The 13,582-nt window shown below is 64.2% G+C and carries 16 protein-coding genes; 10 read left to right on the forward strand and 6 right to left on the reverse strand.

Annotated features, from left to right (window positions below; all coding sequences use genetic code 11):
* Nucleotides 1-9: 9 nt before the first annotated feature.
* Nucleotides 10-1,134 (forward strand): CaiB/BaiF CoA-transferase family protein, encoded by a 1,125-nt coding sequence (locus E8Q40_RS02100; protein WP_137042831.1) that lies wholly within the window; start codon nucleotides 10-12, stop codon nucleotides 1,132-1,134.
* A gap of 114 nt (nucleotides 1,135-1,248) precedes the next feature.
* On the opposite strand, the gene E8Q40_RS02105 is transcribed toward E8Q40_RS02100, so the two are convergent.
* Both E8Q40_RS02105 and E8Q40_RS02110 read right to left on the reverse strand, forming a co-directional pair.
* Nucleotides 1,249-2,349, reverse strand: a complete 1,101-nt coding sequence (locus E8Q40_RS02105) for a patatin-like phospholipase family protein (RefSeq protein WP_137042832.1) — start codon at nucleotides 2,347-2,349, stop codon at nucleotides 1,249-1,251.
* A gap of 13 nt (nucleotides 2,350-2,362) precedes the next feature.
* Nucleotides 2,363-3,145, reverse strand: a complete 783-nt coding sequence (locus tag E8Q40_RS02110) for a 3-hydroxybutyrate dehydrogenase (protein WP_137042833.1) — start codon at nucleotides 3,143-3,145, stop codon at nucleotides 2,363-2,365.
* Nucleotides 3,146-3,326: 181 nt separating this feature from the next.
* Here E8Q40_RS02110 and E8Q40_RS02115 point away from each other — a divergent pair, with 181 nt between their 5' ends.
* From E8Q40_RS02115 to E8Q40_RS02125, 3 genes are all read left to right on the forward strand, one after another.
* On the forward strand, nucleotides 3,327-3,842 hold the full coding sequence (locus E8Q40_RS02115; RefSeq protein ID WP_246662984.1) for a Fur family transcriptional regulator: 516 nt from the start codon (nucleotides 3,327-3,329) through the stop codon (nucleotides 3,840-3,842).
* 161 nt (nucleotides 3,843-4,003) lie between these two features.
* Nucleotides 4,004-4,939, forward strand: a complete 936-nt coding sequence (locus E8Q40_RS02120) for a DMT family transporter (RefSeq protein ID WP_137042835.1) — start codon at nucleotides 4,004-4,006, stop codon at nucleotides 4,937-4,939.
* 13 nt (nucleotides 4,940-4,952) lie between these two features.
* The gene (locus E8Q40_RS02125) at nucleotides 4,953-5,801 is read left to right on the forward strand and encodes a lipopolysaccharide assembly protein LapB (protein WP_137042836.1); all 849 of its coding nucleotides are present in this window, start codon (nucleotides 4,953-4,955) and stop codon (nucleotides 5,799-5,801) included.
* A 59-nt stretch (nucleotides 5,802-5,860) separates the two neighbouring features.
* Here E8Q40_RS02125 and E8Q40_RS02130 read toward each other — a convergent pair whose 3' ends face one another.
* Complete coding sequence (locus E8Q40_RS02130; RefSeq protein WP_137042837.1) at nucleotides 5,861-6,580, reverse strand: hypothetical protein; 720 nt, start codon at nucleotides 6,578-6,580, stop codon at nucleotides 5,861-5,863.
* Nucleotides 6,581-6,724: 144 nt separating this feature from the next.
* Between E8Q40_RS02130 and ispG the strand changes: the two genes are divergently transcribed.
* Nucleotides 6,725-7,963, forward strand: a complete 1,239-nt coding sequence (gene ispG, locus E8Q40_RS02135) for a flavodoxin-dependent (E)-4-hydroxy-3-methylbut-2-enyl-diphosphate synthase (protein ID WP_137042838.1) — start codon at nucleotides 6,725-6,727, stop codon at nucleotides 7,961-7,963.
* 30 nt (nucleotides 7,964-7,993) lie between these two features.
* On the forward strand, nucleotides 7,994-8,425 hold the full coding sequence (locus tag E8Q40_RS02140) for a hypothetical protein (protein WP_137042839.1): 432 nt from the start codon (nucleotides 7,994-7,996) through the stop codon (nucleotides 8,423-8,425).
* Here the strand turns inward: E8Q40_RS02140 and E8Q40_RS02145 are convergent.
* Nucleotides 8,422-9,063: a DUF1345 domain-containing protein gene (locus E8Q40_RS02145; RefSeq protein WP_246662985.1), complete on the reverse strand. Its 642-nt coding sequence runs from the start codon at nucleotides 9,061-9,063 to the stop codon at nucleotides 8,422-8,424. The genes E8Q40_RS02140 and E8Q40_RS02145 overlap by 4 nt on opposite strands.
* A gap of 58 nt (nucleotides 9,064-9,121) precedes the next feature.
* Nucleotides 9,122-10,051, reverse strand: a complete 930-nt coding sequence (locus tag E8Q40_RS02150; protein ID WP_137042841.1) for a polyprenyl synthetase family protein — start codon at nucleotides 10,049-10,051, stop codon at nucleotides 9,122-9,124.
* A 96-nt stretch (nucleotides 10,052-10,147) separates the two neighbouring features.
* Between E8Q40_RS02150 and mtgA the strand changes: the two genes are divergently transcribed.
* From mtgA to ggt, 4 genes are all read left to right on the forward strand, one after another.
* The gene (gene mtgA, locus E8Q40_RS02155) at nucleotides 10,148-10,858 is read left to right on the forward strand and encodes a monofunctional biosynthetic peptidoglycan transglycosylase (RefSeq protein ID WP_137046545.1); all 711 of its coding nucleotides are present in this window, start codon (nucleotides 10,148-10,150) and stop codon (nucleotides 10,856-10,858) included.
* Nucleotides 10,859-10,954: 96 nt separating this feature from the next.
* Nucleotides 10,955-11,140: a 50S ribosomal protein L32 gene (gene rpmF, locus E8Q40_RS02160; protein WP_137042842.1), complete on the forward strand. Its 186-nt coding sequence runs from the start codon at nucleotides 10,955-10,957 to the stop codon at nucleotides 11,138-11,140.
* A 34-nt stretch (nucleotides 11,141-11,174) separates the two neighbouring features.
* The gene (locus E8Q40_RS02165) at nucleotides 11,175-11,597 is read left to right on the forward strand and encodes a hypothetical protein (RefSeq protein ID WP_137042843.1); all 423 of its coding nucleotides are present in this window, start codon (nucleotides 11,175-11,177) and stop codon (nucleotides 11,595-11,597) included.
* 7 nt (nucleotides 11,598-11,604) lie between these two features.
* A complete protein-coding gene (gene ggt, locus E8Q40_RS02170; protein WP_137042844.1) occupies nucleotides 11,605-13,185 on the forward strand; it encodes a gamma-glutamyltransferase in 1,581 nt (526 codons plus the stop codon).
* Nucleotides 13,186-13,202: 17 nt separating this feature from the next.
* Here ggt and E8Q40_RS02175 read toward each other — a convergent pair whose 3' ends face one another.
* Nucleotides 13,203-13,496, reverse strand: coding sequence for a hypothetical protein (locus E8Q40_RS02175; RefSeq protein WP_137042845.1), 294 nt, complete (start codon nucleotides 13,494-13,496; stop codon nucleotides 13,203-13,205).
* Nucleotides 13,497-13,582: the final 86 nt, after the last annotated feature.

Below are 13,582 nucleotides of genomic sequence, written 5' to 3' on the forward strand. Positions count from 1 at the left end.
GCTTTCAAAATGACTCTCCCTCTCGAAGGCATCCTCGTCGTCTCGGTCGAACAGGCCGTCGCCGCGCCGCAATGCACCTGCCGCCTCGCCGATGCCGGCGCGCGCGTCATCAAGGTCGAGCGGCCGGAAGGCGATTTTGCCCGACACTACGATTACATCGTCCATGGCGAGAGCGCGCATCTGGTCTGGCTCAACCGCGGCAAGGAGTCGGTGGTCTGCGATCTCACCAAAGAAGAAGACAAGGCACTGCTCGAGGCGATGCTCGCAAAGGCCGACGTCTTCGTGCAGAACTTGAAACCCGGCGCGCTCGGCAAACTCGGCTTTTCATTCGAGCGCCTGCGCAAGGATTATCCCAAGCTGATCTGCGCCTCGATTTCCGGCTACGGCGAAAGCGGGCCCTACGCGCAGCGCAAGGCTTACGATCTTCTGATCCAGGCCGAGTCGGGTCTCGCGTCGGTGACCGGCGGGCCGGAAGCGCCGGCGCGCGTCGGCGTCTCCGTCGTGGATATCGCCGCCGGCCTCAGCGCCTATGAGGCGATTCTCGAGGCGCTGATCCGCCGCAGCCGCACCGGCGAGGGCGCCACTATCTCGGTGTCGATGTTCGATGCCATGGCGGAGTGGATGACGATTCCTCTGCTCAATCAGGAATGGGGCAATCCGTTCAAGCGCGTCGGCCTCAAGCATCCGACCATCGCGCCTTACGGCGTGTTCCAGACCCGCGACGGCGCCGACATTCTGATCTCGATTCAAAACGACCGCGAATGGCGCGTGCTTGCCGACAAGGTGCTCGGCAATGCCGCGCTCGGCACCGACGAACGCTTTGCCACCAATCCGCAGCGTCAGGCCAATCGCGCCGAGACCGACGCCGCCGTCGCCGCGGTGTTCGGCGAGCAGGATGTCGAGCCCTTGATGAAGAAGCTCGCCGCCGCCGATATTGCCTTCGCCCGCGTCAACGACTCGGCGCTGCTGTCAACGCATCCGCATCTGCGGCGCGTCACGGTCGGGACACCGAGCGGCCCGGCCTCAACGCCGGCGCCGGGCGCGCGCTTCGTCGGCGAGGAGCGCCACTACGGGGACATCCCGGCGCTCGGCGCGCATAGCGAAAAGATTCGGCAGGAGTTCTCGCCGCACTAGACCATGATCCATTCGGATTGAATCCGATCATGGTCTAGCTTTTTGTTTGAGCATGATCTTTTCCGAAAACCGGTTCCCACTTTTCGGGATCATGCTCTAACCGGCGGCGGGCGCTTAACTCTGCTCCGACGCTACTTCCGCCTTGAGATCGACGCTTGAGCGCACGCCGATATCGGCGAAGTGATTGTCGAGGAAGCGCCGTGCGGCGCGCTGGCCGAGCTTGCGCAATAAATCGAGCGACTCGAAATCGTTGCGCAGCTTGGTCGAGGCGGAGAAGCGCTCGCCCAGGCCGTCCATGACGATGCGATGCACCTTGATATGGCGGTACTCGTTCGGCCCGGTGCCGTGCGGCAGCCGGCGCTGGTCGATCAGCCGGTTGACGAATTCGATGGCGCGCAGCTCGAACATTAGCGCCGAGTTGAAGGTGATCTCGTTGACGCGGCCCATGATCTCGCGCGTCGTCTGCGGGATTTTCTTGCGCATCAGCGGATTGATCTGGACGATCAGAACGTCCTCCGTCTGCGTCGAGCGGAAGAACGGGAAGATCACCGGATTGCCGAGATAGCCGCCATCCCAGTAAGGCACGCCGTCGATCTCGACCGCCTGAAACACGGCCGGCAGGCAGGCCGAGGCCATCACCGCTTCGGCGGAAATCTTGTCCTTCGGAAAGATATGCAGCTTCCCGGTCTGCACATTGGTCGCGGCGATGAATATCTGCCGGCCGTCCTTGCGCAAGCCGTCGAAATCGACAAAGCGCTCGATGAGGTCCTTGAGTGGATTGATGTTGAGCGGATTGAGATCGTAGGGCGACAGTTGCTGCGACCACGCCTGCAGCCAGTTGAAGGTCGGCGAGCCTTCGCCAGGCCACAGCGCGAACAATTTGTCGGTGACGGCGCGCTGCACCGCCGGCAGGTCGCCGCCGAGGCTCGCCGCGCGCCAGAAATCGGCGAGGCGCTTGCGCGCTTCATCCGGGCCGCCGCGATTGAGGCCGTCGGCCAACATGACAGCGTTGACGGCGCCGGCCGAGGTGCCGGAAATGCCCTCGACAGCGAGGCGGCCGTCCTCGAGCAGATGATCGATCACGCCCCAGGTAAAGGCGCCATGCGCGCCGCCGCCCTGCAGCGCCAGATTGATGCGCTTCTTCTTCCCTCCGCCCGGCCGGGTTTGTTCGTCCTTCTGTTCGCCCCAGAACAGTCGCGAGAGAAAATCGTTCATGCGCCAAGCGCCATTATTGCGCCACCCAGCCGCCGTCGATGGAATAGGCCGAGCCGGTGATTGAGGCGGCCGCGTCGCCCGACAGGAACACCGCGAGCGCGCCGATACTCTCCGGTTTGGTGAATTGGTGCATCGGCTGCTTTTCGGAGAGGAGCGCGATTTCTTCATCGCGCACCGGCTTTCCGGACGCTTTGGCGCGATCGTCGATCTGCTTCTGCACCAAAGGCGTCAGCACCCAGCCGGGGCAGATGGCGTTGCAGGTCACGCCGGCATTGGCGGCTTCGATCGCAACCACTTTGGTGAGGCCGACGATGCCGTGCTTGGCCGCGACATAGGCGACCTTCTGCGCGCTGGCGACCAGTCCGTGCGCCGAAGCGATGTTGATGATACGGCCCCATTTCCGCTTCTTCATGCCCGGCATCGCCGCGCGGATCGTATGGAAGGCCGACGACAGATTGATGGCGATGACCGCGTCCCAGCGCTCGACCGGGAAGTCCTCGATGTTGGCGACGAACTGGATGCCGGCATTGTTGACCAGGACGTCGAGCGAGCCGAATTCCTTTTCCGTCGTTGCCACCATTTCGGCGATCTCGGCCGCCTTCGACATGTCGGCCCCCGAATAGCTGGCCTTGATGCCGAACTCCTTCTCGAGGCCGGAGCGGATCGCCTCGATCGTGTCCTTGTCGCCGAAGCCGTTGAGCATGAGGTTGGCGCCGTCGGCCGCCAGTGCCCGGGCGGTGGCGAGCCCGATGCCGGAGGTCGAGCCGGTGACGAGTGCGGTTTTGCCTTTGAGCATGGAAGTCCTCGTGATCGTTGAGGCCGTGTCGGCGCTGTGCGGTAGATGAACGGGTCGGAGGCTGTCTGGAACCTGCCCCTATTTTTATTGCGTCGCAATATATATGTTGAAGCGGGCGACGCTGGAGCCGCTATCGGCTACACTTCGGCGTGACCGGCCGACCCTTTTGGTGAGCAGAACCGTGGCAAAAAAAGCCCAGGCACACGACCACAGCCGAGACATATTTCCGACGCCGGATCACGATCACGGTCGCTGCGCCGCGGACGCGATCGCGCATGCCGAGGCGGTCTGCGCTGCTAACAAGGAACGCCTGACGCCGATCCGCCGCCGCGTCCTCGAGGCCTTGCTGGCGAGCCATGCGCCCCTTGGCGCCTATGAGCTGATCGACCGGCTCGCCGATGCCGGCGAGGGCGGCCGCCCGGCGCCGATCACAATCTATCGCGCGCTCGACTTCTTGCGCGAGCAGGGCCTCGTCCACCGCATCGAAAGCCGCAACGCCTTCATCGCCTGCGTGCACAATCACGCCAGCGGCGATCCGGTGGTGTTCCTGATTTGCGACACCTGCGGTGCTGTCGGCGAAGCGACCGGCGCCGCTATTGCCGATGCCATCAAGGCGGCCACGCGCGCCGCCGGTTTCGCGCCCAAGACCCCGGTCATCGAAATCTCCGGAACCTGCGCGCATTGCAGATCCACCTGATCAGGTCCGCCTGATCGCCGGTTGGCGTGACGCGACGCAACCGGTAAAGCATCGTCATCGTCCGCGAAAGCGGACGATCCAGTAATCGGGGACAACCGAGATTACTGGATGCCCCGCTTTTGCGGGGCATGACAAAAAGTGCCGCCGGGAATCGCTTGTTCATGTCGTCGACTGCGCCGTCGGAGCCGAACGCTCCGCCGATCCATCACCACACCACCCGTCCGCTCGATGCGATAGCCATCGCCGTCATCGTGCTGCTGTGCCTGTCGTGGGGTTTCAACCACGTCGCGGTGAAGCTGGCGCTGCATGACGTTCCGCCGATGCTGCAGGCGACGATCCGCTCCGTCATCGCGACGATCCTGGTCGCGGGATGGTGTGCGGTGCGGGGCATTCCGCTGTTCCGGCGTGACGGCACCTTGATCGCCGGCATCGCCGTCGGCCTCATGTTCGGCCTCGAGTTCATCCTGATCTATCAGGGCCTCGTCTATACGACCGCGACCCGCGCGGCGGTGTTTCTCTATCTTGCGCCGTTCATCGTGGTGCTCGGCGCGCGCGTGCTGATGCCCGCAGACCGATTCCGTCCATCGCAATGGCTGGGTCTCGGTCTGTCGTTCGTCGGCATGATCGTGGCGTTCGGCGTCCCGACGCCGGCGCTCGATCCGCGGCAGACCCTCGGCGATCTGATGATGATCGGAGCCGCTGTTTTCTGGGCCGGTACCACGCTCATCATCAAGGCCAGCCGCCTCAACGGCACGTTCCCGGAAAAGGTGATGCTGTATCAGCTCGTCTCTTCGGCGCCGATGATGGCGCTCGCGGCGTGGTTCGCCGGCGAACGTATCGAACGCTGGCCGGACCAGCAGGCGCTGGCCTGGATGGCGTATCAGGCTGTCTGGGTCGTCAGCGTCACCTTCGTCATCTGGTTCGCGCTCATCAAGAAATATTCGGCCAGCCGCGTCTCGGCCTTCACCTTCCTGACGCCGTTGTTCGGCGTCGCCGCCGGTCATTTCGTCATGGGCGAGCCGCTGACGCTGGCCTTCCTGGCGGCTGTGGCCTTCGTTGCCGCCGGTCTTGTGCTGGTGAACAGACCGCGGAGCTGATAGCTTTTTCGCTATGCGCTCGAATTCCTCCGACGGCAAAGCGCGACCGGCCGCCGTGGCGGAGGCGCTGCAGCATGCGCGCCACGCGCTCGAAACCGGCCGGCCCGTCGATGCCGAACGCATCGCGTCCGAAGTTCTTGCGGCCAATGCCGGCGAGCGCGAAGCGGCCAAGGTGCTCGGCTATGCGCTGATGATGCTCGGCCGGGATGACGAAGCTGTCGCCGTTCTCGAAAAGGCCGCGCGCGGCAACCGCGATGCCGAAGCCGACACCGCTTACGGGATCGCGCTGCGGCAGGCCGGCCGCGGCGACGAGGCTATCGCGGCCTTCAATCGCGCCATCAAGCGCGATCCGAAATATCCGATGGCCTTCTACGAACTGGGCAGGACCTTGGCCGAACGCGGCCGCATAAATGAAGCCATCGCGGCGTACAGGCAGGGCATCGCGATCGCGCCGGCCATGATCGACATGATCGCCCGGCTCGGCAATTGCTACCTCGCCGCCGGTGACCGGAAGAATGCACGCCAGTGTTTCGAGCGCGTGCTCGGTCTTGCGCCGGGACATTATGCCGCCGCCGAAGCGCTCGGCATGGTGCTGATAGACGATCGCGATTATGCGCAGGCCGCGGTTCTGTTTCGTGCCATGGTCACGGCCAATCCGGACAATGCACATGCCCGGCTCGGCCTCGCCAATTGCATGCTGCATCTCGGCAAGGATGGCGCGGCCTATGACAACATGCGCGCGGCCGCCGAACGCGGTCCGAAGTTCTACGGGCAGGCGCTCCGCCTCGCCGTGACCGCGCAGCGCGGCCGTTTCTGGCTACGCCCGAGCGATGCCGCCCGCGCCATCAAGGAAAAACGATAGCGTTTTCGAGCGAAGTGGATACCGGTTTGCGTGAGGAAAACGCGTCAAAACAAAAAGAGCTAGCGCTTCTGCGCGCGAAAATTCCGCCGGTAGACTCCGGTCTGCTGCGCCAGCGCTGTGGTCATGTCGCTGAGCTTCTTCGCGCGGTCAGGCGTCATCGTCTCGATGTGGCCGCTCCACAATTCGCGCTTCACCGGGATGCACTGCGCGACCGGTGTGCCCTTCGGCAGTACGCCATTGAAATTTTCGTCGTGCCAGCGCGCCGGGAAGTTGACAAGATTGTCGGGAAACAGATCGGTGTCGACCATGCCGCTGATCGTGGTGAACGGCAGATCGATCCTGTTGAGCGGATGGGTGAACAGCAGCGAATAGCCGGGCGGCGTTTCGATGGTCCAGAAATTGTTGAACTTGATGATGAAGCGGTCGTCTTTAAAGAACGGCGAGCCTTCGACCTGCGCGCCGTCATGGAAATCGATCGGCGAGCATGAGAACTTCGTGACCTCGGTCGCCGGCACCTCGCGCTCCCACGAGAATTCGCCGTTCTCCACCTTGAGGTCGGCGGCCAGCGGGATGAAGAAGCCGTAGACCATGGCGTCGACCACCGGCGGGCATTTCTTGATGGTCATGACCTCCTGGTGGGCGGTCTCGCTGAAAGCCTTCTGCGCCATGGTCTTGAACCAGTGCGGCAGGCCCTGCACCGCGGGTATCGGGCGCGGCAGGATTGCCTCCAGCTCCGGCAGGCAGCGGAACGTGACCTTCATCTCGGTTGCCTGATCCATCGTTTCCTTGCCGTCGTTTGCCTGCGGAAAGGCGTCATTTTGCGTGGCAGTCAGGGCCGTAACAAGGCCCTTTGCGCCTGCGTTGACCCTGCCATATTTGTCTGGCACTCCCGTGCCGTCAGGACAGATAGAACGACCTTGCGCATGAGCCCCGCCGCCCGTCACAGAACCGTCGCAGTCGATGTTGCCGGCGTCACCGTCGGCGGCGGCGCGCCGATCGTCGTGCAGTCGATGACCAACACCGACACCGCCGATGTCGAGGGCACCGCGCGCCAAATCGCGGCGCTGGCGAGAGCCGGTTCGGAACTCGTGCGCATCACGGTCGATCGCGACGAGGCCGCGGCCGCGGTGCCGGCGATCAAGGAGCGGCTGGCGCAAATGAATGTGCGCGTGCCGATCGTCGGCGACTTCCACTACAACGGCCATACGCTGCTCAGCGATTATCCGGGCTGTGCCGAGGCGCTCGACAAGTACCGCATCAATCCCGGCAATGTCGGCTTCAAGAACAAGCGCGATCCGCAATTCACCCAGATCGTCGAGATGGCGATCAAACACGGCAAGCCGGTGCGCATCGGCGTCAACTGGGGCTCGCTCGATCAGGAGCTTCTGACGAAGCTGATGGACGAGAACTCCCAGTCGGCCAATCCGATCGACGCCCGCGCCGTGACGCACGAAGCCATGGTGCAGTCGGCGCTGCTGTCCGCGGCGCGCGCCGAGGAGATCGGCCTGCCGAAGAATCGCATCATCCTGTCGGCCAAGGTCTCCGCGGTGCAGGACCTCATCGCGGTTTACACCGAGCTTGCGCGCCGCTCCGATTACGCGCTGCATCTCGGCCTCACCGAAGCCGGCATGGGGACCAAGGGCATTGTCGCCTCGGCGGCGTCGATGGGCGTGCTGCTGCAGCAGGGTATCGGCGACACCATCCGCATTTCGCTGACGCCCGAGCCGGGCGGTGATCGCACGCGCGAAGTTCAGGTGGCGCAGGAACTGCTGCAGACCATGGGCCTGCGCACTTTCGTGCCGCTGGTCGCGGCGTGCCCCGGTTGCGGCCGCACGACGTCGACGACGTTCCAGGAACTGGCCTCCGACATCCAGAGCTTCATCCGCGACTCGATGCCGGAATGGAAGACGCGCTATCCCGGCGTGGAGACTTTGAATGTTGCTGTGATGGGCTGCATCGTCAACGGCCCCGGCGAATCCAAGCACGCCGACATCGGCATCTCGCTGCCCGGCACCGGCGAACAGCCGACCGCGCCGGTCTTCATCGACGGCAAGAAGGCTGCGACCTTGCGCGGTGCGACATTGAGCGCCGATTTCAAGCAGATGGTGATCGACTATATCGAACGCCGCTGGGGCACCGGCTCGCGCACCGCGGCCGAGTAGAGCACAAATCATCCCGCACGAAAGAAACGCGTGAAAGCCAAAGCCGTCCTGCTGACCTTCCTTGCATTCGGCCTGCTAATGGTCGGCATCACCATCTATTACGCCGCGACCATCGATCGCGCGCAGCGCAACATCGACACCGTCGTGGCGCCGGGCGGCCGCTACAAGGCCGTGCACATGCGCGTCTACGGCGACAAGCCCGAGCCGTTCTGCGTCGATACCATCGCCATCTATCTGGCGCTTTATCCGGAGAGCTTTGTTTCGTCCAAGCGCGCCTACGAAGTCTATGGCGCGCCCTGCGCCACGCCGTCAAAGGACGCGCCGGTGCCGAAAATCGAATGGACCAGCGACAAGTCGGTGCGCATCACTTATGCGGCGCCCGCGGACAAGCAACCGCGCAAGCGCGACAAGGACGCCTCGCTGTTCATCGATATCGAGTGGGTGAAAGCGCCGACGCCCTAGATCAAATTCGCGACCACATTCACGGTCAACGCCAGCACCACGAGATTGAAGAAGAACGACAGCACGCCGTGCATCGACACCATGCGGCGCAGTTCTTTCGACGTGATCTGCACGTCGGAGACCTGCGAGGTCATACCGATGACCAGCGAGAAATACAGGAAGTCGCGATAGTCCGGCGCCTTGTCGCCGGGAAACTCGAGCCCGCCGATAACGTCGTCGCGGCCTCGTCCGTAATACTCATGCGCGTAGTGAAACGCGAAGATCGTATGCACGAAGGTCCAGGACAAAACGATCGTGACGATGGTCAGGCCGATGGCGAGCGGCGCGTCGCCCTGCTTGGCGCCGACCAGCGCGAAGACGGCGGCGACGAGGCTGGCGAAGGTGGCGATGATCGACAGCACCAGAATTGCGAGGCCGCCCTCATCCTGCTCGGCGGCGCGCTTGCGGATCGCCGTGACGTCGTGGCGTTGCCGGAAGCGCGCGGCGAGCGCCAGATAGACAACGAGTCCGACATCCCATGCGGCGAGCAGACGCGCGATCGCGTCTATCTTTAATGGGAGCAGCGCCAGCCCGCAGGCGAGACCGGCCACGATGGCGATGACGAGCTTGAAATGCGCCTTGCCAATGCGAATGGGCATCGGCGGTCGGGCGGCGGCGGGTCTGGCTCTGGCCATGGAAGCGGTTGCTGGTGTCCGGTCAGTTTCGCCGTTCGGCGATGAAGCGGGCGGCGGCGCGCAGAGTATCGGCCTTGGCGCCGAACGGTGCCAGCGCGGCCTCCGCCCTTTCGATCAAACTTTCGAGTTTCGCGCGCGCACCGGCAACGCCGAGCGCGGCGACCAGAGTCGCTTTGCCTGCGCCCGCGTCCTTGCCGGCGGCCTTGCCGAGCGTCGCTGCATCGCCTTCGACGTCGAGCAGGTCGTCGGCGATCTGGAAGGCTTCGCCGATCGCGGCGCCGTATTGTTCCATCGCGGCGAGGTGCACGGCGTTCGCCTGACCCAGGATGGCGCCGGCGCGGCAGGCAAAGCGCAGCAGCGCGCCGGTCTTCATCGCCTGCAAAGTGACGATCTCATTTTCGCTCAACATACGCTTGGCCGCGAAGCGTCCCTCGGCGGATAGATCGAGCATCTGTCCGCCGGCCATGCCGCCAAGGCCGGATGCGCGCGCAAGATCGCGCACCAGCGCGATGCGAACGCCCGCATCATTGTGCACCTCGTCGCGCGCGAGAATGTCGAAGGCCAAAGTCAGCAGCGCATCGCCGGCAAGAATGGCGGTGGCTTCGTCATAGGCCTTGTGCACGGTGGGCCTGCCGCGGCGCAGGTCATCATTGTCCATCGCCGGCAGGTCGTCATGGACCAGCGAATAGCAGTGCAGCAGTTCGAGCGCGGCGCCCGTCAGCAGCGCGCCTTCACGCGGGGCGTCGAACAGAGCGGCGCTTTCGACAACGAGAAAAGGCCGCAGCCTTTTGCCACCGCCGAGCACGGCGTGGCGCATCGCCGCGATCAGCCGCTCCGGCCGCGCCGTCTCGCCGGAAAGCGGCGTGCCGTCGAGCAGGCGCGCCAGCAGCGCTTCGCTGTCGCTGGCCACGGCATTGAGCTTGTCGGCAAACGAACTCGGTTGGGAACTCATGGCGCCTTGTTAGCCTTGAGGCCGACTGGGCCGCAACCCGAGCCCGCAATCGGTTACAGTGACGACGTGATCAGTCGCTCGGACTTCCTGCCCTCATTGCGGCCCGGATTTGCTCGCCGGAAGCGGTCGGCGTGGCGGACGGCGTTGTCCGTCGTGCTGGTGTTGTTGCTGCTGCCTTACGCGCTGACGCCGCTTTATGCCGTGGTTAATCCGCCCTCGACCCTGATGCTGTGGCGGCTCGCGACCGGCCAGCGGGTGGAGCGGACCTGGGTGCCGCTGGGCAAGATCGACCCGGATTTGCGGCTGGCGGTGATCGTCGCCGAGGACGGCCGGTTTTGCAGCCATTTCGGCCTCGACCTGACCGAAATCCAGAACGCCATCGATGACGCCGAAGGCTTCGACGACGTCCGCGGCGGCTCGACCATCACCCAGCAGGTCGCCAAGAACCTGTTCCTCTGGCAGGGCCGCAGCTACGTCCGCAAGGCGCTGGAGGCGCCGCTGGCGCTGTGGATCGATCTCATCCTGCCCAAGCAGCGGATTTTGGAGATTTACCTCAACATCGCGGAATTGGGTCCGAACGGCGAATTCGGGGTCGAAGAGGCCGCCAAACGGGCCTTCGGCCGGGGGGCGGATAGCCTCAGCCCCTATCAGGCCGCGCTTCTGGCCGCGAGCCTGCCCAATCCGGTGACCCGGGACGCCAAAAGGCCCGGTCCGGGCCTGCGGCGGCTGGCGGGCCTCTACCAGCGCCGCGCGGCGTCCGCGCCCGAGGCGGCGGCCTGTCTGCGGCCAAAACGCCAGGTTCCGTGAGTCAAATCCGCGCCTTTGGGGCTGGTATTGGGCCGTTTCATCCTCTATAAGCCCGGCTCCAAACCGACAATTTGCGCCTATCAGGAGTTCAACCCCATGGCTGTGCCAAAGAGAAAAACGTCGCCGTCGAAGCGCGGTATGCGCCGCTCGGCCGACGCGCTGAAGCAGCCGACCTACGTCGAAGACAAGGATTCCGGCGAACTGCGCCGTCCGCACCACATCGACCTGAAGACCGGCATGTATCGCGGCCGCCAGGTTCTGAAGGTGAAGACCGAGGCGTAAGAACGCCTCTCACTCGGCGGAGGAAGGCTGGCTCATGTACCTGCTCGGCTTTCCCCTGCTGCTGGTTCCTTTCGCGATCTACAACATCATCGCTTTTCTCTGGGCCGGTGTGAGCTGGTCCGATGTCGCTACGCGCGTACACCTGGTGTCCGGTGGCGAGTGGACGATGTCCGCGGGCGATATCCTGATCGCGGTGTCGCTCGTTTTCCTGTTCGGTGAAATCGTCAAAGCGACGCGCATCGGCACCCGTGCGGTGGTCGATCACGCGCTGTCGCTGCTCCTGTTCCTCGCCATGATGGTCGAGTTTCTACTCGTGCCGCAGGCGGCGACCGCGACGTTCTTCTTGCTGATGGCGATCAGTCTTGTCGATGTGCTGGCCGGCTTCGCCGTGACTTTGCGCACCGCGCAGCGCGACCTCTCGGTCGACGGTTTCCCAACTTCCTCTCCCACCTCCTGAGCTTTCCATGTCACGTGACTTCCAGTTGCCCGGCCGTTCGCCGGTAATCGCCTGCGACGGTATGGCAGCGACTTCTCATCCGCTGGCGACGCTCGCCGCTATCGATATCCTGCGCGATGGCGGCACTGCTGCCGACGCCGCGGTCGCGGCCTGCGCCACCTTATGTGTCGTCGAGCCGCACATGACCGGCATCGGCGGCGATTGCTACGCGCTGGTGTCGAAGCCCGGCAAGCCGGTGTGGGGCTACAACGGTTCAGGTCGCGCTGGTGCCAAGGCGTCCGTTGACGCGCTGCGCTCGCAAGGTCTGAAAGAGATTGGCGACTCGATTCACGCCGTCACCGTGCCGGGCGCGCTCGACGCCTGGGGCGCGGTGCTGAAGACGCATGGCCGCTTCGGCCTCGATCGCGTTCTGCAGCGCGCCATTCACTACGCCGAAAACGGCTGGCCGGTCGCGGCGAAAGTGGCTTGGGACTGGAACCGCTACGTCGCCAAGCTCAGCAAGGATGCCGGCGCGACGAAGCATTATCTGTTCAACGGCCAGGCGCCGAAGGAAGGTGACATCGTCAAATCGCCGGCGCTTGGCCAGACTCTGCGCACGCTCGGCGCCAAAGGTCCGCGCGCCTTCTACGAAGGCGAACTGGCTGACGACATGGCCAGGACGCTTGCCGCCAAGGGCTCGTTCCTGACCGCGGAAGATTTCAGCGCGCATCGCGGCGATGAAGTCACGCCGATCTCGACGAATTATCGCGGCCTCGATCTCCTCGAGATCCCGCCGAACGGGCAGGGCATCGTGGCCCTGATCATGCTCAACATCCTCGAGAACTTCGACGTCAAGGCGCTCGATCCGTTCGGGCCCGAGCGCTTTCATTTGCAGCTTGAAGCCGCGCGTCTCGGCTATGCCATCCGCGATGCACATCTGGCCGACATCGCGCATATGCGGGTCAAAGTGTCCGATCTTCTCGACAAGGGCTTTGCCAAAAAGCTCGCCGCCAAGATCGACATGAACAAACGCGCCGATTTTCCCGATGCGCCGACGCCGGGCAGCGACACGATCTATCTCACGGTCGTCGACAAGGACCGTACCGCGGTCTCCTTCATCAATTCGCTTTACTCGGCTTTCGGTCTCGGCGTCTGCACCGAGAAGTCCGGCATCATGCTCACCAATCGTGGCGCCTGCTTCACGCTCAAGCCGGATCACGCCAACACCTTCGGCCCGAACAAGCGGCCGATGCACACCATCATTCCCGGCATGACCATGAAGGACGGTCGCTGCGACATGAGCTTCGGCGTCATGGGCGGCGAATATCAGCCGATGGGCCACGCGCAGATCGTCATGAACATGCTCGATTACGGCATGGACGTGCAGGAAGCGATCGACTTCCCACGCTTCCTGGTCGAGAGCGGCAAGGTGCTGGTCGAGCGCGGCGCGTCGCAGAAGACGATCGATGGCCTGAAGGCGCGTGGCCACATCATTGGTGAGCCGCTCAACCCCTGGGGCGGCGGCCAGACGGTCAAGATCGACTGGCAGTGCGGTGTGCTGATCGGCGGTTCCGATCCGCGCAAGGACGGGTTGGCGCTCGGCTACTGATTTTCGGACAGAGAAACCTAGACCAAGGCGGCTGTGGCCCGGTAGGCCGCCAGCGCCTCCACGGGCTCGGCGCGGCGGCGCTCGCGGGTCTGCGGAGCGTGATCCCGTGTCGCGATTAACTGCGCGAGGAACGTCGCCTGGCGGTAGTTAGGTGCCGGTTCGGCCATTGGTTGCGGTCCGGTCGCCACCAGCGCGCGGCCCGGCTCGGCCGCGTCGCCGGATTCCTGGCTAACGGGGCCTTGCCGCGACTCATCCGGCGTCGTCATATCGAGACGCTGGTGGTTAAGGTGTTTGGCCGCTTCGATCCGCATCGGGTCAGTTCTGTTTCAAAGAGAGACAGGAGCCGTGTGTTCCCCCTCTCATTGGCAAGCCCTGTGCCGTTAACACTTCGTCGTGG

It is taken from the genome of Pseudolabrys sp. FHR47 (assembly GCF_005153485.1).
Lineage (GTDB): Bacteria > Pseudomonadota > Alphaproteobacteria > Rhizobiales > Xanthobacteraceae > Pseudolabrys.

What these genes read in the sequence shown, in the direction of transcription:
- E8Q40_RS02105 (WP_137042832.1), bottom strand. Translation starts at nt 2,349, where the DNA reads ATGAACGATTTTCTCTCGCGACTGTTCTGGGGCGAACAGAAGGACGAA.
- E8Q40_RS02125 (WP_137042836.1), top strand. Translation starts at nt 4,953, where the DNA reads ATGCGCTCGAATTCCTCCGACGGCAAAGCGCGACCGGCCGCCGTGGCG.
- E8Q40_RS02130 (WP_137042837.1), bottom strand. Translation starts at nt 6,580, where the DNA reads ATGGATCAGGCAACCGAGATGAAGGTCACGTTCCGCTGCCTGCCGGAG.
- E8Q40_RS02145 (WP_246662985.1), bottom strand. Translation starts at nt 9,063, where the DNA reads ATGCCCATTCGCATTGGCAAGGCGCATTTCAAGCTCGTCATCGCCATC.
- E8Q40_RS02110 (WP_137042833.1), bottom strand. Translation starts at nt 3,145, where the DNA reads ATGCTCAAAGGCAAAACCGCACTCGTCACCGGCTCGACCTCCGGCATC.
- rpmF (WP_137042842.1), top strand. Translation starts at nt 10,955, where the DNA reads ATGGCTGTGCCAAAGAGAAAAACGTCGCCGTCGAAGCGCGGTATGCGC.
- E8Q40_RS02175 (WP_137042845.1), bottom strand. Translation starts at nt 13,496, where the DNA reads ATGCGGATCGAAGCGGCCAAACACCTTAACCACCAGCGTCTCGATATG.
- ggt (WP_137042844.1), top strand. Translation starts at nt 11,605, where the DNA reads ATGTCACGTGACTTCCAGTTGCCCGGCCGTTCGCCGGTAATCGCCTGC.
- E8Q40_RS02120 (WP_137042835.1), top strand. Translation starts at nt 4,004, where the DNA reads ATGTCGTCGACTGCGCCGTCGGAGCCGAACGCTCCGCCGATCCATCAC.
- E8Q40_RS02100 (WP_137042831.1), top strand. Translation starts at nt 10, where the DNA reads ATGACTCTCCCTCTCGAAGGCATCCTCGTCGTCTCGGTCGAACAGGCC.
- ispG (WP_137042838.1), top strand. Translation starts at nt 6,725, where the DNA reads ATGAGCCCCGCCGCCCGTCACAGAACCGTCGCAGTCGATGTTGCCGGC.
- E8Q40_RS02165 (WP_137042843.1), top strand. Translation starts at nt 11,175, where the DNA reads ATGTACCTGCTCGGCTTTCCCCTGCTGCTGGTTCCTTTCGCGATCTAC.
- E8Q40_RS02150 (WP_137042841.1), bottom strand. Translation starts at nt 10,051, where the DNA reads ATGAGTTCCCAACCGAGTTCGTTTGCCGACAAGCTCAATGCCGTGGCC.